This window comes from Azonexus sp. IMCC34842 (assembly GCF_050368855.1).
Taxonomy (GTDB): Bacteria; Pseudomonadota; Gammaproteobacteria; order Burkholderiales; family Rhodocyclaceae; genus Azonexus; species Azonexus denitrificans_A.
In genome coordinates this window covers 1456774-1473990 of record NZ_CP178449.1, presented here as the reverse complement: position 1 = coordinate 1473990, position 17217 = coordinate 1456774, and the positions used below count along the sequence as shown (strand labels likewise).

The window sequence follows — 17217 nt, the reverse complement described above, 5'->3', positions numbered from 1 at the left end:
TATTTGATACCCGCCCCTACCCAGTGGCTGTTGCGGGCACTACTGCTGGTTTCATTGCTGCTCAGCCACCACCTCTTTGCCCCGCCAGGAAAGCCGAGGCGACTTGCCGCTGTCGGATCAGAAATCACGCACAGAAGTGCGCATGGTGTTCGTATGGAGTTAGAATTATAGGCGTACATAGTTATATAGCAATTATCATTTTATTAACATATAACACACACAATCAGTAGTGAACATCGAACCGCACCCTGCATGGCCTTGATCGACCTGCCCGAGTAGTCGATTCGCAACGCAACCAGTCAAGAAGGTTTTTGATGGAGTTTATTTCTCGCATTAGCTTGCGCCGCCATGAAATGGGCGAAGCCGGAGAGGACACCCCGGCTCAAGCGCAGGGGCAGTCTTTGATCATTTTTCGCGTACGCGGCAAGTCGCCAGAGCGCGCTCTCAAATTGCTGCGCACGGAAACCGCCAAGGAACCGGACCGGATCGTCGTTCTGGCCATTGCCGGCAAAACGCTGTCCGAGGACGAGAAACGCATCTGCGAAGTCGTGATGGCCGAAGGTATGCGGCAATCGATCAAAACGGTATTTTGCGGCGGAGACCCCGAGCAAATCTTTGGCAAGCTGCCTGTCGCAAGTAACGCATCACGATGGTTTTCCAACATTCCAGCGTTCATTTCAACGCTGGAAATTGGTGGTGGCCGGCAAACCGCAAATCGCCTCTGACAAAGATCTCCGGCATCATTTTTCGAGCAGATAAAAAAAGCCCGGCAAGGCCGGGCAAAAGAGAGAAGCGTATTCACGCCGTTGCCGGCGAATCATTGTGTTTTCTTGCGGCTCTTGTTGCCAACGCTGGGCGCCGTCTTCTTCTCTGTGAGGCTTTCGGAAAGCCTGTGAATCCTCTTCAAGGCAATGACGCCTTGCCAAAGGCTTCCCTGAAATAATCCTGTCTATCGTTCCATCAACGGCAGCGGCTCGAGATCCGAACCGCACAAGCCAGCCAGTTCGGCAACGACACGGTTGATGCCATTGCCAATCAGCCACCAGACGTGACCATAAGGGTGTACCGCAATACCGCGATCGGCACAGAGCTTGATCGCCTTGTCTCTCAACTGTTCAGTTTGCTCATTCATATAATCCTCAACGCTTTGACTTGCTGCATTTATGCTTCAACTTGGCCCCGGTCTGCCTTGGCCTATATCAATCGGACTCATTGGATGCAGTTGTATTCTCATCGTGTCCCATTGCAGTTTTATTAAGCGCGTTGGTTGGCAAATGAAATATTCGGCTTGCCGAAGCGCTCGCCATCCAGCCGCCCGAAATTTTCCAACCCTGACCAGTGCTGCGGACCTAGCGCCAGCGTAGACTCATCGTATGAATTTAAAATTTCTCCCATGGGTTTCGCTGAAGACCCGGGTTACCTTATTTACCCTGACGATCTTTCTGATCAGCCTGTGGTCGCTGGCTTTCTATGCCAGCCGGATGTTGCGCGAGGACATGCAACAGCAGCTGGGCGACCAGCAGTTCTCGGTGGTTTCCTTGATCGCCAAGGCAGTCGACGACTATCTGGGCGATCGCACCAAGGCCCTGGAGCAATTCTCGAACAGCATCAGCCGGCAAACCTTGGCCGATACCGCCGCCCTGCAGAAGCTGCTGGCCAGCCAGCCCGTACTGCACACACTGTTCAATGGCGGCTTGTTGATCACCAACCGGAGTGGCACGCCGATTGCCGAAGCGTTCCACAATCCGGGACAGGTCGGTTTCCCGGTCATCGATCGCGAGGCGATCGCCAGCGCACTGAAGGACGGCCGGTCGGTGATCGGCACCCCGGTAATGAGCCAGCAGCCCGGCGTGCCGGTCTTTGGCATCGCCGTGCCGATCCGCGATGCGGATGGTCGGGTGATCGGCGCCTTGGTCGGGGTAATTGCCCTGCAAAATCCGGACTTCCTCGACCATCTGACGCAAAGCCAATATGGCAAGACCGGCAGCTATTTCCTGGTGGCAAGGCAGGAGCGGCTGATTATCGCGGCGACCAGAAAAGAGCGGGTCATGCAGCAACTGCGCCCACGCGGCGCTATCCCGGCCATTGACCGCTTCATCGATGGCTTTGACGGCTCGCAGATCTATCTGAATCCGCAAAGGGTCGAGGTACTCAACTCGGCCAAGAGGCTCCAGTCCGTCAACTGGGGGATTTCGGCGTCGATCGCCACGGCCGAAGCCTTTGCCCCGATCCGGGCGATGCAGCAGCGGATGATCGTGGCAACGCTGTTACTCACCCTGGCGGCCGGCTTGATCACCCTGTGGATGCTCAGGCGCCAGCTGTCGCCAATACTCGAGACAGCCGACATGCTGGCCCGCATGTCGGCCTCCGATGCGCTGCGCCAGCCCTTGCCCATCGCCAGAGAAGATGAAATCGGCCAACTGATCGGCGGTTTCAATCATCTGCTCGGCACCCTGGCGCAACGCGAAGCGGAATTAAAACGACAGGTCACGCGCTTCTCCGCCTTCCTCGACGCCCTGCCCAATCCGATTTTCGTCAAAGGCAACGATACCGTCTTTATCGCTTGCAATACGGCTTACGAGGAGGCTTTCGGCATCAGTCGCGAGATGTTCGTCGGCCGGACAGTGCTTGACCTCGACTATATCCCCCAGGCGGAACGCGAGGCTTTTCAGGCGGCCGATCTGAAATTGATCCGCGAAGGCGGCCAGACCAACGAGGAAATCAGCATCGCCTTCGCCGATGGCGTACGCCGCACCGCGCTCTATCAACGACGCGCCTTCGATCCGGGCGATGGTGAGGGCGGCGGCATGCTCGGCCTGATCGTCGATATTTCCGGGCGCAAACAGGCCGAGGATTACGAACGTTTCCGCAACCACATCCTCGAAATGCTGGCCGGTGGTGCTGCCCTTCGGATCATTCTGCTGGCCATCGTCCGGGGTATCGAAAAACTGCATCCGGCGATGCGCTGCAGCATCCTGTTGCTTGATGACGAGGGCAGGCATCTCGGCCAGGGGATTGCCCCGAGCTTGCCGGATTTCTTCAATGCCGCGATGAACGGTGTCGAAATCGGTATCGGCGTCGGTTCGTGCGGTACGGCCGCATTTACCGGAGAGCGGGTGGTCGTCGAGGATATCGCCACGCATCCCTACTGGGTGCAGTACAAGGATCTGGCGGCACGGGCCGGTCTGGGGGCCTGCTGGTCACAGCCGATCCGTTCCGGGTCGAACCGGATTCTTGGCACCTTTGCGATCTACCACCACAACGCCCACCAGCCGACCGAGGCCGATATTGCCTTGATCGAGCAGTCGGCCAGACTCGCCAGCATCACGATCGAGAAATGTCTGGCCGAGGAACGCTTGCGCGATGGCCAGGACTTCATCCAGGGAGTGCTCAATTCCATCTCGAGTCAGATCGCGGTGATCGATGAAACCGGCGTCATCGTCTCGCTCAACGAAGCGTGGCGAAGGTTTTCGCGGGAAAACAGCGTCGAGCCAGGCCATCGGCCAGCGCACACCGACATCGGAACGAACTACCTTGATATGTGCAACACCACGAACGCCGCCGGTGTGGACGGCGCGATCAATGCCAGAGCGGGGATTCAAGGGGTGCTCGACGGTCGTCTGCCGACCTTCAGCATGGAGTACTCGTGCCATTCGCCCAGCGAGCAGCGCTGGTTTTTCATGACGGTCACTCCGTTGGGAACGGGAGGCAAAGGAGCCGTCATCGTTCATACCAACATCAGCGAACGCAAGCGGGCCGAAGAGCAAATCCGCAACCTGGCGTATTACGACAGCCTGACCCTGCTGCCCAATCGCCGCCTGCTGAACGACCGGCTGACCCAGGCCCTGGCCAACGGCAAGCGAACCGGACTCCATGGTGCGCTGATGCTGCTCGACCTGGATAACTTCAAGCCGCTCAATGACGAGCATGGCCATGCGGCTGGCGACCAGTTGCTGATCGAAGTGGCGCGGCGGCTCAGTTCCAGCGTTCGTCAAATCGACACCGTCGCACGTCTGGGCGGCGACGAATTCGTGGTGATACTGGGCAGCCTGAACTCCGCGGCATCGGCCTCGCGGGAGCAGGCCCTGGCGATCGCCGAAAAAATACGCACCATCCTCGCCCAACCCTACTTCCTGATTTCATCCGAGGGTAACGACCAGGAGTCGACAGTGGAGCATCATTGTTCGGCAAGCATTGGCGTCACCTTGTTTATTGGCCAGCAAGTCAGTCAGAACGAGATCCTGAAACACGCCGACATCGCGATGTATCAAGCCAAAGAGGCTGGCCGCAACACGATCCGCTTTTATGAGGGAGGCAGTTAGCCGGAAGAATATTCGGGGCGAAGCGCCAGACCGGCCTTGAGCTCTTCAATCAGCAGGCGCACCTTGGGCAGCGAATAACGGCGTTGCGGATAGACGGCCCAGACGGCGGCGTTGGGCGGCTGGTTTGTTTCAAGAAGGGCAACCAGTTCGCCCTTCCGCAGCAGATCGAGAACGTAGTAATCGGGCAACTGGCTCAGACCGAAACCGCGCAGCGTCGCATCCAGCACTGCCTGACCGCTATTGCAGCGCCAGTTGCCGCTCGGCCTGAACTGGAATTCACGGTCGCCTTGGCGGAAGGACCAGACATCGCTGGTGCCGATCAGGCAGTTATGCTGCCCCAACTCCGAAAGCGTGTGCGGACGGCCATAACGTTCGAGGTAGGCCGGGGCGGCACACAAATACATGGCGCGCGGAGCGATCCGGGTCGCCACCAGGCTGGAATCATTCAACCGGCCAAGGCGGATCGCCAGATCGAAGCCTTCATGAACCATATCGAGGGTGCGGTTGGTCAATTCGATATCGACTCGCAACTGCGGATACCTGGCCATGAAGTCATTGACCAGCGGCACGATGAAGCGCTCGCCATAAGCCACGGCAGCGGTCATGCGCAGCAGGCCGGTCGGCGCGCTTTGCAGATCGCCCATGGTCAGGAAGGCCTCGTCGCGCTCTTCGATCAGCCGCTGGCATCGCGCGAAGAAGCTCTGCCCGGCCTCGGTCAGCGACACCCGCCGGGTCGTCCGGTAGAGCAGTCGCGCCTGCAGGCGCTCTTCAAGAGCCGCCACTTGGCGACTGACGTGCGACGACGAAACGCGCAGCCCTTCGGCGGCACGGGCGAAGCTGCCGCTCTCGGCAACGGCAACGAATTCATCCAGTCCGTCCCAGCGACTCATTGCTCAGCCTCCATCGGCAATCCTTCGAATGATTATCCCCACACGGCAACAATCAATTGCAGGGAATCGATTTATCGACCACGGGGCACTAATTATACTCAGCCCCATTACTCCTACCGCCAGAGAACCCTCATGACCATCAAGTCCCGTGCCGCCGTTGCTTTCGCTGCCAACCAGCCGCTGCAAATCGTCGAAGTCGATGTCGAACCGCCGAAGGCCGGCGAAGTGCTGGTCCGCATCGTCGCTTCCGGCGTCTGTCATACCGATGCCTTCACGCTGTCCGGCGACGATCCAGAAGGCATTTTTCCGGCCATTCTCGGCCATGAGGGCGGCGGCATCGTCGAAGCCATCGGCGAAGGCGTCACCTCGCTGGCCGTCGGCGACCATGTGATTCCGCTGTACACCGCCGAATGCGGCGTCTGCAAATTCTGCAAATCGGGCAAGACCAACCTCTGCCAGGCGGTCCGCGCCACCCAGGGCAAGGGCCTGATGCCCGACGGCACCAGCCGCTTCTCCTACCAGGGCCAGCCGATCTATCACTACATGGGTTGCTCGACCTTCTCCGAATACACCGTGCTGCCGGAAATCTCGCTGGCCAAGATCGCCAAGGATGCGCCGCTCGAAAAGGTCTGCCTGCTCGGCTGCGGCGTCACCACCGGAATCGGCGCGGTGCTCAACACCGCCAAGGTGGAAGCCGGCGCCACGGTCGCCATCTTCGGCCTCGGCGGCATCGGTCTGGCGGCGATCATCGGCGCGACGATGGCCAAGGCTTCACGCATCATCGCCATCGACATCAATCCCGGCAAGTTCGAGATCGCCCGCCAATTGGGCGCGACCGACTGCATCAACCCTAAGGATCATGCCAAGCCGATCCAGGAAGTCATCGTCGACATGACCGACGGCGGCGTCGATTACTCCTTCGAGTGCGTCGGCAACGTGAACCTGATGCGGGCGGCGCTCGAGTGCTGTCACAAGGGCTGGGGCGAATCGACCATCATCGGCGTCGCTGGCGCCGGCCAGGAAATCAGCACCCGCCCCTTCCAGTTGGTGACCGGGCGCGTCTGGCGCGGCTCGGCCTTCGGCGGCGTCAAGGGCCGCACGGAACTGCCCGGTTACGTCGAGAAAGCGCAAAAGGGCGAGATTCCGCTCGACACCTTCATCACCCACACCATGCCGCTCGAAGACATCAACAAGGCCTTCGACCTGATGCATGAAGGCAAGAGCATCCGCACGGTCATCCACTTCTGAGCCAGGAAACAGCGCAATGAGCATCGAGAACATCTCCTGCCAGAAAAGCTTCGGCGGCTGGCACAAGCGCTACCGGCATCGCTCGACGGTGCTGAATTGCGACATGACCTTCGCCGTCTATTTGCCGCCCCAGGTCGAACAGGGTGAAAAGCTGCCGGTCCTGTACTGGCTGTCAGGACTCAGCTGCACCGACGAGAATTTCATGCAGAAGGCCGGCGCCCAGCGCCTGGCCGCCGAACTCGGCATCATCATCGTCGCCCCCGACACCAGCCCGCGCGGCGCCGAGGTGCCGGGCGATCCGGACGGCGGTTGGGATTTCGGGCTGGGCGCCGGCTTCTACCTGAATGCGACCCAGGCACCATGGGACCGGCACTATCGGATGCACGACTACGTGGTGCATGAGCTTCCCGCCCTGATCGAGGCCAGCTTCCAGGTCTCGGACAAGCGCGGCATCAGCGGCCACTCGATGGGCGGCCATGGCGCGCTGGTTTGCGCCCTGCGCAACCCCGGGCGTTACCAGTCGCTTTCCGCCTTCGCGCCGATCGCCAACCCGATGACCGTGCCCTGGGGCGAAAAGGCCTTTTCCCGCTACCTCGGCGAAGACCGCTCCACCTGGCGCGAATGGGATGCCAGCCTGCTGATCGCCAAGGCCGCCGAGCAACTGCCGATCCTGATCGACCAGGGCGACCGCGATGATTTCCTGCTCACGCAACTCAAACCGGAAACCCTGCGCTCGGCCGCCACGGCGGCCAACCACCCGCTGACGCTGCACCTGCAAGCCGGTTATGACCACAGCTACTACTTCATCGCCAGCTTCATCGACGACCACTTGCGCCACCATGCCAAGGCGCTGAAAGGCTAGGCGCGGTGCGGAACCCGGAGAGCCTGCCTTGAACAACGCCGACCTCAGAATCAACGCCGACTTCGCGCAACGCGTCGTCGCCCCGTCAGTCGATGCCGAGGATTGGGCGCCCTCCCCCTGTCCGGGCGTCTGGCGCCACCGGCTCGACCGGATCGGCGGCGAGATCGCCCGGGCCACCAGCATCGTTCGTTATGCTCCCGGCGCAGCGTTCAGCCGGCACACGCATGACGGCGGAGAGGAATTTCTGGTTCTCGACGGGGTATTCTCCGACGAGCACGGCGATTACCCGGCCGGAACCTACGTTCGCAATCCGCCCGGCTCGGCACACACGCCATTCACCCGCGCCGGCTGCACGATTTTCGTCAAGGTCTGGCAGTTCTCGCCCGGCGATCAGCAGAAGCTGGTGCTCGACACCGCCACCGCCAGTTGGCGACCGGGTCTTGTCCCAGGCCTGGCGGTGATGCCGTTGCACGAGTTCGACGGGATCAGTTCGGCACTGGTCAAATGGGCACCCCACACGCAATTCAATCCACACACCCATCCGGGCGGCGAGGAAATTCTCGTGCTGCAAGGCGTCTTCTGCGATGAACGGGGTGACTATCCGGCCGGTACCTGGCTACGCAGCCCGCGCTGGAGCCGGCACGCCCCATTCACCGGCGCCAAGGGCGCGATCATCTACGTCAAGGTCGGGCACCTGGACGCCCCGATGCTCCAACCGGATTGTTTCGCTCGGGGATGAATGCAAAAAGCCCGACTTCGTAACCTATTAAATAGATTAAGAAATCGGGCCTTGCGGAAGCCTGGCGGAGAGACCGGGATTCGAACCCGGGGTAGGGGATTACCCTACACACGCTTTCCAGGCGTGCGACTTAAACCACTCATCCACCTCTCCAGGAGGCGCGCATTGTAGCAGAAGAGCGGAGACGGTCAAATAAACTTTCGCATTACGGCCAATCCGAGCCAAAACAGCAGCAGAAGCGCAAAACAGACGATACCGATGGTCATTGCACTTGCGCGCTGCGGCAGCAGCCAGGCGACCAGGCGACGGGGCGGCGCGGTGATTATCGAAAACAGTTGGTAGATCGGATTGGCCGCCCTTCCCCGGCCGGCCAGGATGTAGAGCATCCCCTGGGCGACCAGACAGAGACCGAGCATTTCAACGATTGCCCGCAATGCACCGATAACGAAGAGCAACATCCTGATCAGCTACTCGTCGTCAATGTTGAATTCGGCATCCAGCTTGCGCATTCGGTAGTTGTAAAACCCGATGATCGCCAGAAAGAAGATAAGAATGCCCTGGGCGCCCATGTAAAAGCCGAGCGGGAAGCCGAAGATGACTATTTCGTTCAGTTCGCGGGCAAACCAGCCGCCCAGGAAAGTGACAGTCAGCCACAGAAGAAACAGCATGATGGTTAAGGCGCGCGTCTTGCGCCAATAGGTATCGCTGTCGGCCATGCTAACCGCCACTTCCGCTCTTGCTGCGTCGGATACCATTCAGGAAACTCTGGGCTTCCGGATAGGGCTTGGTCATCAGGCTGACAATCACAATGATGATGAAGCCGGCACAGACGCCGAAGACTCCGGCCGACGACGATTGGACATGGAACCACGGCGCCATTTTGATGCCGCTGATCCCCAGCCACGGGATGCCGTCGAACTCGACCCGCACGATGTAATAAATTGTCAGCATGACCCCGGCCAGCATGCCGGTGAGCGCCCCGGTGCGGGTTGCACGGCTCCAGAAAATCCCGAGAACGAGCGCCGGAAAAAAGGCCGAGCCGGCAATCGAAAATGCCCAGGCCACCATCGACAGGATGGTTCCGGGCTTTTCCGCCGCGACCGTGGCGGCCAGAACGGCGACCACCAGCAGCATCGATTTCGAGATGACGAGGCGAAGCTGGGTTGAAGCATCCGGGCGAAGAATCCGGTAATAGACGTCATGCGACAGCGCGCTGGTAATGGTCAGCAACAGGCCGTCGGCCGTCGACAATGCCGCCGCCAGCGCCCCCGCCGCAACGAGGCCGGAGACCACGTAGGGCATGCCAGCGATTTCCGGCGTGGCGAGGACAATCACGTCGGGATTCATCGACAACTCGGCCAGTTGCAGGATGCCGTCCCGGTTGATGTCCTCGATCGTCACCAGGCCGACCTTGGTCCACGCCGCGACCCAGCTCGGCAGCTTGGCGATGGGCAGGTCGGCGAGGTTCGACAGCACTTCGTATTTGGCAAATACGGCGTAGGCCGGTGCCGTCATGTAAAGAATCAGAATCAGCAGCAGCGACCAGAAGACGGACTCCCGCGCCTGACTGACGGTCGGCGTCGTGTAGTAACGAATCAGCACATGCGGCAAGGCCGCCGTGCCGACGGTCAGACAAAAGATCAGGGCAAGGAAATTGATACGCTGCGCCAACTGCTCCTCGGGGTCTTCGGCCGGGAAGGCCTCGGCGTGGTGAATGGGCGGCTTGCTGCGCTCGATGGCCGAAAACATTTCAGCTTCCCAGATCAGCCGGGCCTGATCCGGGTCATGCGGCAACTCCCGGCGCTGACGCTCGAGGGCGACGATATCCCGCATCTGGCTATCGCTGGCCTTCAACTGGTTAATCTGGGTCGACAACTGCTCGCGCTCCAGTCTCAACGACTCGGGGAGTTGCATGATTTTCTGGGCATAGTCGTCGGCCCGTGCGTGGTACAGGGTACGCACCTCGATTTCGGCCGGCGTGTCGAACAAGCGGTTCTCAAGCTGCGTCACTTGTTGCAGGACCTTGCCGTAGACGAGTTGCGGCACCGGAATGCCGGTCACGTTGTAGGAAAGGATAGCGACCGGCGTCACATAGGCAACGATCAGGATCACGTACTGGGCAACCTGGGTCCACGTGACTGCCCGCATGCCCCCCAGGAACGAACAGACGAGAATGCCGGCCAGCCCGACGAAAACACCGATCTCGAATTGCAAGCTGACAAAACGGCTGGTGATGACCCCGACACCGTAAATTTGCGCCACGACATAGATGAACGAGGCAAGGATGGCGGCACCGACGGCGACCAGCCGGATTGCCGTGCCACCGTAACGGGCGCCGAGAAAGTCGGGAATGGTGTACTGACCGAAACGCCGCAGATACGGTGCCAGCAACAGCGCTACCAGCACGAAGCCGCCGGTCCAGCCGATGACATAGGCCAGCCCCTGAAAACCGGAGAGGTATAGCGTGCCGGCCAGCCCCATGAAGGAGGCGGCGCTCATCCAGTCGGCGCCGGTTGCCATGCCATTGAAGAAAGCCGGCACGCGGCGGCCGGCGACGTAATACTCGGAGACGTCGGATGTCCGGCTGGCAATGCCGATCGCGGCGTACATCGAGATGGTGAAGAACAGGAAGGCGTAGCCGATCCAGCGCGGCGGCATGCCATGGTCTTCAAGAACCGCCAGACTGAGAACGAAAGCCAGGAAACTACCGGTGTAATAAAGGTAGTAGCGCTGCAGCTTGGTCAGGGAGTGGAGCATTCGGCGCGACTAATGGGTACGGCGCAGGAAAGTGCTGGCCCGGGACTCGTCGATCAGCCGGGCCGCCGTATCGATTTCCTTGGCGGAAGCGCGAACCAGCAGCATCTGGAAAATCCGGGCGAGCAGCAGCGTGTTTTCCATCGCGCTGCGCCGGCCGCTGCCGGCATCGAGACCGAAGACGCCGATCCAGTGATCAAGCGGCATCACGCTGCTTCCCTTGTCGCTGAACATCGCCGGCAGCAGCCAGGCGAGATCGATCCACTGCGGCTGGAAATCGACCCCCAGGCGCTCCCTGAAAGCCCGTTGCAGAAATCCGCCGACATACGACACGTGATAGGTCACCAGCGGTGCCTTGCCGGCAAACTGCAGAAAGGCCATCAACTGACGGTCGAGCGATGCCTCGTCGGCGGGAGCATCGTTGTCGGCCGATGTCTCGAGATCGATGAACAATGCGTCGGCCGGCAAGATGGTCGCCCGCTGCACCGTGCTGGCCGCGATTTCCAGCAACTGATCGGACTCCGGATTCATTCCGCGGCTGGCGATATCGACGATCACGTAACGGGTGTGAAAATGGAAATCGTCCAGCGTCGGGGCCGGCGTATTGCGCCAGGCATCGAGCGCGGCCCGCACGTCGTCCGGCAGATGCGCGGGAGCGACGCTCTTGAACAGCAAACCTTTCAGTCCGAACATGCTCAGTTCACCTGATAGTCGAGTTTGAGCCGCGACTGGATCTTGCGGGCCTGACGGAAGGATTCCTTCAGAATGCGCCGATCCAGTTCGTTGAGCTTGTCGGGATCGATCAGATTGTCACCCTGGCTGCCCGGCTCCCCTTCCAGATACTGATGCTGCAAACGCAGCAGCTGGATGAAATTCAGCCCATCGAGCACGGCATTGATTTCCTCGCCGCGCGCCGCCAGACGCTGCGAAGCCAGACGCAGGCGCTGCACCGAGTTGGTGTTGTGCACGCCGGTGGCCAGCGCGTAGATGCGGGCCACATCGACGAAGATCCGCGAGCCGTATTTCTTGAGGTCGATCTTGCCCGGATGATCCGGTTCAAGATCGGTCAGGAAGTCGCGCAACTTGCCCAGCGGCGGTGCGACATCGAGCGCATTCCTGGCCATCGACTGGAGGAAGATCGGGTTGGCCGCCGCCTGTTCCAGCAGGAAACGACGCATGTTGTCGGCCAGTTCATGCTTGCCGTACAAGGGCCGAAAGTCGAAAAAGATGGTCGCGTTGAGCAGCGCGGTCGGCTCCGGCATGCGGATCCACTTGCTGAACTGATTTTTCCACTCGCCGAGCGTCAGGCACCATTGCGGATTGCTCGCCATGATGTTGCCCTTGCACAGCGGAAAACCGCAACGGTCGAGATCCTTGTTGACGTCGAGGGCGAAGGTCAGGAAACGCTGGCGCAGCGCGTCGACCGCTACACCGTCGGGGCAGGCAAAGACGATGCCGTTATCCTGGTCGGTGCTGAAGGTCTGCTCGTCGCGCCCTTCCGAGCCGAAGGCCAGCCAGGCCCATTCGATACCGTCGAAATTATGCTTTTCCAGGTTGAGCTGGATGACCCGCCGGGTCAATGCGTCGTTCAGCGCCGAGATGAACTGGGTCAACTGCTCGGCGCCGATCCCCTGCGCCAGCATGTTGAAAGCCAGCTGACGGACATCGGCCGCCGACTGCAGAAGCGCCTCGACGTCGTGCGCCGAATCGATCGACTGGCGAATCTGGCGCAGACCGACGCGCTGCAGCGAGAACAGATCCCGCTCGGAAACGACGCCGGTCAACCGCCCTTCGGCATCGGTCACCAGCACGTGACGGACGCCTTGCGAAGCCATGGCGAGCATCGCGTCGTAAGCCGTGGCGTTTTCATCCAGACACAAGCGCGCCGCCGACATCGCCTCGCTGATTGGTGCAGTCAGAGGCCGGTCAGCCAGAACGACGCGATCGAGCAAATCGCTGCGCGTGAACACGCCAACCGGTTTCCGGTCTTCGCCGGCGACGACCAGCGAACCGATGCCGGCCTGCGACATGATTTCCAGCGCGGCACGCAGCGGGGTCTCCGGCCCGACGATCACCGGCGAACGGGAGCCGATGCCGGCCAGCGGCGAGTTCAGCGTCTGTTGTTCGCTGGCCTTCTGGGCAAACTGCAACTGCAACTGCCGGCGCGACTGGTCGAGCAGGCTGGCGATGTATTGCGTACAGAACAGGTTGAACTCGGGGCTGCTCACCATCAGCGCCATGAAGTCTTCGGCCGGCAACTGATAGCAGAAGGTATCCTCGACCGCCACATAGTTGTTGGTCGACGGCCGCCCCGCCGTAACCGCACCGATCGGGAAGCTTTCCCCGGCGCCGAGGCTGAGGATGGAGTACTCGGTGACGGTGACCTCGCCGGCCTGACGGGCCTGTACCTTGCCGGACTCGATCAGATAGAAGAACCGGACGTTGCCGGACGCCGCCCCGACAATCTCGCTCCCCACCGGGTAGAAAGCGATCTGCGCCTGCTCGGCGAAACGCTGCAAGGCATCGGCCGACATCTTGTCGAACGGCGCATGTTTTTTGAGAAAAGTGAGGGTGTTGCCGGCGACCCGCCGACGCCCTTCCTGACGCAGGCTCGTTTCCACCTCGGCAATGACGGCAAACTCCTGTTTTTCTTGTGCTTGTTGTGGCGTGCTCACGACAACCTCATTTTTCTTCAAAGTGCATAGTTTAACTTGAGGCGCTGTTGCAGGCGGCGTGCCTGCTTCAGCGCCTCGCGCAGGATCGCCTTGTCCATCTCGTGCAGCGCCGACAGCTTGAGGCCATGACCATCGCTCACGCCGGCTGCCGCAGCAGCCCTTTGCTGATCCAGCCGCAGGCGCAAGACATGCGAAAACGCCGACTCCGCCGCGGCAATCCCCTCGGCTTTCAGGCCAGCCGCCGGGCCCGCCTCGCGCAGGCGCCCGGCGGTGTGCACCGCGCGCGCTCCCGAGGCGAGGGCAAAAATCCGGGCGACATCGACGAATATCCGGCTGCCAAATTTTTTCAGATCGAGCTGGTCGCCCTCCTCGGCCGCGATCTCGCCGCGAAAATTCAGCGGCACCGCCGCCTGCAGCGCATTGCCGGCCATCAGATGGAGGAAGGACGGTGTATCGGTGGTCAGTCCGAGCAGGATGGTCTGCAGTCTTTCACCCAGTTCGAGCTGGCCGACCAGCGGACGCAGATCGAAAAAAATGCTGGCGTTGAGCAAGGCAGTCGGCTCGGGTCGCCTGACCCAGTCGATGAACTGCTCACGCCATTCATCGAACGACAGACACCAGGCCGGATTGCCGGCCATGACCTGGCCGCTGCACAGCTTGAAGCCGCAATCGGCCAGACGCTGATTGGCTTCCGCGGCGAAGGGCAGGAACAGGGTGCGTAGCGCTTCGGCCTCGCGCCCATCGACGGCATTGAACACCAGGCCGTTGTCCTGATCGCTGACCAAGGTCTGTTCATATCGCCCTTCAGACCCCATGGCCAGCCAGCACCAGGCAACGTCCGGCAGATGGTGACGCTGGCTGGTCAGGTCGACGATGCGGATGGTCAAGCGGTCGTTGCAGGCCGAAATCAGGCGGGTCATGTTGTAGCCGCCCATGCCGCGACCAGCTACGGCCAACAGAAATTGGCGCAAACGCCCGGCGACGGCCGGCGCCTGGTCGAGCGCCGTCAAGCCATCGAGTTCGGCCAGCACTTCAGCCTGCCAGCGGCAAGGCAGAAAGTCGCCGCTCGACAGCGCCATCTCAGTACTTGACCCGGGCAAAATAGGTCTTCTCCGACGCTTCCAGGGCCTGGCGCACCGTGACGATGCCCTTTTCCTCAAGCAGCGGCACCAGTTTCAGGAAGACCTCGCCGGTCGCCAGTGCATCTTCCAGCGCATTGTGCCGGCTGGCGATATGGATGCCGAGGCGCTCCAGGATCACGTCGAGCTTGTGCGACTCCTGATTCGGATGCACCACCGCCGAGAGCAGCAACGTATCGAGTACCGGCTGCGAGAAGCGGATACCGGTCCGCTCCTCCTTCAATTGCAGGAAGCGCATGTCGAAAGCCGCGTTATGGGCAATCAGCACGGTATCTTCGCAAAACTCGTGGAAGGCCGGCAGGATCACGTCGATGGTCGGCTTGCCGCGCACCATGTCTTCGGTGATGCCGTGAATCGGGATCGATTCGGGCTTGAGCGGGCATTCCGGATCGATGATCTGGTCGAAAACCTCCTGACGCAACAGGCGGTTGTTCACAATCCGGGCGGCGCCGATCTGGATGATCTCGTCGCCGTTGGAAGGCTCCAGCCCGGTGGTTTCGGTATCGAAAACCGTACAGGTCAGGTCGGAGAGCTTGCGCTCGAGATCGATCGACTTGTCGGCAAAATTGAACAGATCGAAATCGTAATACTCCGGCCGGCTCGAGCCGCGCTTGCGATCCTCCTGATCCTGCTCGACTTCCGGCGTCGCCACCGGCAGCACGAAGCGGAAGAAGGCGCGGTGCGCCGCCTTCTCGCGCTGGTACCAGATTTCCCCGCCGTGCCGGTCGATGACATCGCGGATGGAGAGCGGTGTCGTTTCGCTGCCGACCTGCATCGAATCCATTTCCCAGGTGTAGAACGTCTCCGAGGACATGGCCGGACCGGCCCAGATCAGATCGAGATAGGCCAGCTTGCCTTCCGATTTGAGACGGAAACGCAGTTCGCGCGGCTCGTAGTGATCCTGCAATTTGGCGGCGAGAAAAACCAGGGCAAAGACCAGCGAGAAACTGTCGGCCTTGACCCACAAGGCATCGTCCAGCTCCTCGGTCTTCGTCGGCAGATTGAGCTTTTCGTTGATCCGGCGCTGGGCCGCGGCAATGATATCGATGCCGAGAATGTCCTCGAGCGGCCAGCGGGTTTTCATCGAATCGGAAAACTCGACCATGGTCTGGTCCAGTCGCTGACTCATCCGGGCGGCTTCGTCATCGACCACCTTGACGAAACGCTCGCGCAACTCCGGCTCCATTTCCGGATAGTCGATCAGGTTGGCGACGGCGGCGCGGATATTGCCCAGGGCCGAACGGCTGCCTTCGGTCAGCGAATGCAGCACCTGATCGCGACGCGCCTCCAGCTCGATGCTGCGCGTGATGTTCTCGACGGTCAGCACGTAGCCGGACATCGCCGCTTCGCCCTCCCCGCTCGCTGCCGCCAGAACCGGAACCATCTGGACGCGCAGCAACTGGCCGCCGCGGGTCGTCGTGATGAAATTGGAAATGGCCGTCTTGCCGGCCCCCAGACGCTGGCGAATGACTTCCTGGGCGTGCTCGACTTGATTCTTTTCGAGAATCGAGAAGATCGACCGGCCGAGACCGATCAGCGCCCCGCCGCTCACCGAGGTCGGCCCCAGCGCCAGCGCCTTGAACTGGAGGCGGGCGCGGTTGTTGTAAAGCAGGATGCGCCCGTCGAGATTGCAGACCACGACGGCTTGCGCCAGTTCGGACATCAAGGCAGCGAGCCGATTCTTCTCTTCCTCGACCGAGGCTTTGGCTCGACCGATCTGGGCATCGACATCGTTCATCAGCACGTCACGCTGCTGCGCCAGATCGTTGGCGGCCATCGCCAGTTGTTGCACTTCCGGCGGCCCATCGAGCGTTACCCGAAAATCGCGGTTGGCGCCGAGCATCAGGCGCAGCGTTTCGGACATCCGCAACAGGCCCTCGACATATTGCTTGAACAGCTTGTGCAGCACCAGCACGCCAATCGCGAAGCCGCACATCGTCATCATCGTGCCGACCGGCAGACGCGACACGAGCAATTCGACCAGCAGGTTCCGCTCGGCTTCCTTCATGTCCAGCCAGACAAGCAGCGAACTGACGACAAATGGCCCGGTCATCAACAGACCGAGCACGACCACGGCGAGGATGAAGCGATATTTAGCCTTCATGGCGCGTATTCCAATGAATTTCGGCCGCAACGGGCCGGCGACCGCGCCCGACGGGAAGCTCGCGCGGCATGAGCGCGGGCCATCGGGTGCGGCAGGTCAAGATCAGGCAACGCCCAGCATGCTCTTGACCTTGGCCACCAGATCCTTGGTCGAAAACGGCTTGGTGACGTAGGCATCGGCGCCGATCGCCAAGCCTTTGGCAACCTCGGTATCGCGTCCCTTGGCGGTCAGCATGACGATCAACAAACCGGCCAGCGCCGGGTCGGCACGCAGCGCCTCACAAACCTCGAAACCGGATTTCTTCGGCATCATCACGTCAAGCAGCAGCAGGTCCGGCTTGAAGCTCGCCACCTTGGCCAAGGCTTCCTCGCCATCGCCGGCGATGGCGATTTCGAAGCCTTCTTTTTTCATCAGGAATTCGAGCGAAATGACGATATTCGGTTCGTCATCGACAATCAGAATCTTGTGCGCCATACCTTTAGTC

At 60.9% G+C, this 17217-nt stretch carries 15 protein-coding genes and 1 tRNA gene; 5 read left to right on the top strand and 11 right to left on the bottom strand.

Annotated elements, in window-relative coordinates; genetic code table 11:
- Positions 1 to 314 precede the first annotated feature (314 nt).
- A complete protein-coding gene (locus ACLIKD_RS07050; RefSeq protein ID WP_428827738.1) occupies positions 315 to 725 on the top strand; it encodes a hypothetical protein in 411 nt (136 codons plus the stop codon).
- A 224-nt stretch (positions 726 to 949) separates the two neighbouring features.
- Here ACLIKD_RS07050 and ACLIKD_RS07045 read toward each other — a convergent pair whose 3' ends face one another.
- The gene (locus ACLIKD_RS07045) at positions 950 to 1132 is read right to left on the bottom strand and encodes a hypothetical protein (RefSeq protein ID WP_428827737.1); all 183 of its coding nucleotides are present in this window, start codon (positions 1130 to 1132) and stop codon (positions 950 to 952) included.
- Positions 1133 to 1373: 241 nt separating this feature from the next.
- On the opposite strand from ACLIKD_RS07045, the gene ACLIKD_RS07040 reads away from it, so the two are divergent.
- Complete coding sequence (locus tag ACLIKD_RS07040) at positions 1374 to 4322, top strand: diguanylate cyclase domain-containing protein (RefSeq protein ID WP_428827736.1); 2949 nt, start codon at positions 1374 to 1376, stop codon at positions 4320 to 4322.
- Here the strand turns inward: ACLIKD_RS07040 and ACLIKD_RS07035 are convergent.
- A complete protein-coding gene (locus tag ACLIKD_RS07035) occupies positions 4319 to 5212 on the bottom strand; it encodes a LysR family transcriptional regulator (RefSeq protein ID WP_428827735.1) in 894 nt (297 codons plus the stop codon). The two genes, ACLIKD_RS07040 and ACLIKD_RS07035, sit on opposite strands and share 4 nt — an antisense overlap.
- A 132-nt stretch (positions 5213 to 5344) precedes the next feature.
- On the opposite strand from ACLIKD_RS07035, the gene ACLIKD_RS07030 reads away from it, so the two are divergent.
- Genes ACLIKD_RS07030 through ACLIKD_RS07020 form a run of 3 tightly spaced genes read left to right on the top strand, consistent with a single transcriptional unit; the run spans position 5345 to position 8061 of the window.
- A complete protein-coding gene (locus ACLIKD_RS07030) occupies positions 5345 to 6460 on the top strand; it encodes an S-(hydroxymethyl)glutathione dehydrogenase/class III alcohol dehydrogenase (RefSeq protein ID WP_428827734.1) in 1116 nt (371 codons plus the stop codon).
- A 16-nt stretch (positions 6461 to 6476) separates the two neighbouring features.
- Entirely contained in the window at positions 6477 to 7322 is an 846-nt protein-coding gene (gene fghA, locus ACLIKD_RS07025) for an S-formylglutathione hydrolase (RefSeq protein ID WP_428827733.1), read from the top strand.
- A 28-nt stretch (positions 7323 to 7350) separates the two neighbouring features.
- Positions 7351 to 8061, top strand: coding sequence for a cupin domain-containing protein (locus tag ACLIKD_RS07020; RefSeq protein ID WP_428827732.1), 711 nt, complete (start codon positions 7351 to 7353; stop codon positions 8059 to 8061).
- 62 nt (positions 8062 to 8123) lie between these two features.
- On the opposite strand, the gene ACLIKD_RS07015 is transcribed toward ACLIKD_RS07020, so the two are convergent.
- The 9 genes from ACLIKD_RS07015 to ACLIKD_RS06975 all read right to left on the bottom strand — a co-directional run bounded on the left by ACLIKD_RS07015 (position 8124) and on the right by ACLIKD_RS06975 (position 17207).
- Positions 8124 to 8214 (bottom strand) — tRNA-Ser (locus ACLIKD_RS07015).
- Between the two features lie 35 nt (positions 8215 to 8249).
- Entirely contained in the window at positions 8250 to 8519 is a 270-nt protein-coding gene (locus ACLIKD_RS07010) for a hypothetical protein (RefSeq protein WP_428827731.1), read from the bottom strand.
- 9 nt (positions 8520 to 8528) lie between these two features.
- Positions 8529 to 8777: a DUF4212 domain-containing protein gene (locus ACLIKD_RS07005; protein WP_226473094.1), complete on the bottom strand. Its 249-nt coding sequence runs from the start codon at positions 8775 to 8777 to the stop codon at positions 8529 to 8531.
- Position 8778: 1 nt separating this feature from the next.
- Positions 8779 to 10818 (bottom strand): sodium:solute symporter family protein, encoded by a 2040-nt coding sequence (locus ACLIKD_RS07000; protein WP_428827730.1) that lies wholly within the window; start codon positions 10816 to 10818, stop codon positions 8779 to 8781.
- A gap of 9 nt (positions 10819 to 10827) precedes the next feature.
- Complete coding sequence (locus ACLIKD_RS06995) at positions 10828 to 11508, bottom strand: hypothetical protein (RefSeq protein ID WP_428827729.1); 681 nt, start codon at positions 11506 to 11508, stop codon at positions 10828 to 10830.
- A gap of 2 nt (positions 11509 to 11510) precedes the next feature.
- The gene (locus ACLIKD_RS06990; RefSeq protein ID WP_428828386.1) at positions 11511 to 13424 is read right to left on the bottom strand and encodes a DUF294 nucleotidyltransferase-like domain-containing protein; all 1914 of its coding nucleotides are present in this window, start codon (positions 13422 to 13424) and stop codon (positions 11511 to 11513) included.
- Positions 13425 to 13507: 83 nt separating this feature from the next.
- On the bottom strand, positions 13508 to 14569 hold the full coding sequence (locus tag ACLIKD_RS06985; protein WP_428827728.1) for a DUF294 nucleotidyltransferase-like domain-containing protein: 1062 nt from the start codon (positions 14567 to 14569) through the stop codon (positions 13508 to 13510).
- Between the two features lies 1 nt (position 14570).
- The gene (locus tag ACLIKD_RS06980; protein ID WP_226419543.1) at positions 14571 to 16733 is read right to left on the bottom strand and encodes a 3'-5' exonuclease; all 2163 of its coding nucleotides are present in this window, start codon (positions 16731 to 16733) and stop codon (positions 14571 to 14573) included.
- A gap of 102 nt (positions 16734 to 16835) precedes the next feature.
- Positions 16836 to 17207, bottom strand: coding sequence for a response regulator transcription factor (locus ACLIKD_RS06975; RefSeq protein WP_226419542.1), 372 nt, complete (start codon positions 17205 to 17207; stop codon positions 16836 to 16838).
- Between the last annotated feature and the right edge of the window lie 10 nt (positions 17208 to 17217).

What these genes read in the sequence shown, in the direction of transcription:
- ACLIKD_RS07050 (WP_428827738.1), top strand. Translation starts at nt 315, where the DNA reads ATGGAGTTTATTTCTCGCATTAGCTTGCGCCGCCATGAAATGGGCGAA.
- ACLIKD_RS07045 (WP_428827737.1), bottom strand. Translation starts at nt 1,132, where the DNA reads ATGAATGAGCAAACTGAACAGTTGAGAGACAAGGCGATCAAGCTCTGT.
- ACLIKD_RS07040 (WP_428827736.1), top strand. Translation starts at nt 1,374, where the DNA reads ATGAATTTAAAATTTCTCCCATGGGTTTCGCTGAAGACCCGGGTTACC.
- ACLIKD_RS07035 (WP_428827735.1), bottom strand. Translation starts at nt 5,212, where the DNA reads ATGAGTCGCTGGGACGGACTGGATGAATTCGTTGCCGTTGCCGAGAGC.
- ACLIKD_RS07030 (WP_428827734.1), top strand. Translation starts at nt 5,345, where the DNA reads ATGACCATCAAGTCCCGTGCCGCCGTTGCTTTCGCTGCCAACCAGCCG.
- fghA (WP_428827733.1), top strand. Translation starts at nt 6,477, where the DNA reads ATGAGCATCGAGAACATCTCCTGCCAGAAAAGCTTCGGCGGCTGGCAC.
- ACLIKD_RS07010 (WP_428827731.1), bottom strand. Translation starts at nt 8,519, where the DNA reads ATGTTGCTCTTCGTTATCGGTGCATTGCGGGCAATCGTTGAAATGCTC.
- ACLIKD_RS07005 (WP_226473094.1), bottom strand. Translation starts at nt 8,777, where the DNA reads ATGGCCGACAGCGATACCTATTGGCGCAAGACGCGCGCCTTAACCATC.
- ACLIKD_RS07000 (WP_428827730.1), bottom strand. Translation starts at nt 10,818, where the DNA reads ATGCTCCACTCCCTGACCAAGCTGCAGCGCTACTACCTTTATTACACC.
- ACLIKD_RS06995 (WP_428827729.1), bottom strand. Translation starts at nt 11,508, where the DNA reads ATGTTCGGACTGAAAGGTTTGCTGTTCAAGAGCGTCGCTCCCGCGCAT.
- ACLIKD_RS06985 (WP_428827728.1), bottom strand. Translation starts at nt 14,569, where the DNA reads ATGGCGCTGTCGAGCGGCGACTTTCTGCCTTGCCGCTGGCAGGCTGAA.
- ACLIKD_RS06980 (WP_226419543.1), bottom strand. Translation starts at nt 16,733, where the DNA reads ATGAAGGCTAAATATCGCTTCATCCTCGCCGTGGTCGTGCTCGGTCTG.
- ACLIKD_RS06975 (WP_226419542.1), bottom strand. Translation starts at nt 17,207, where the DNA reads ATGGCGCACAAGATTCTGATTGTCGATGACGAACCGAATATCGTCATT.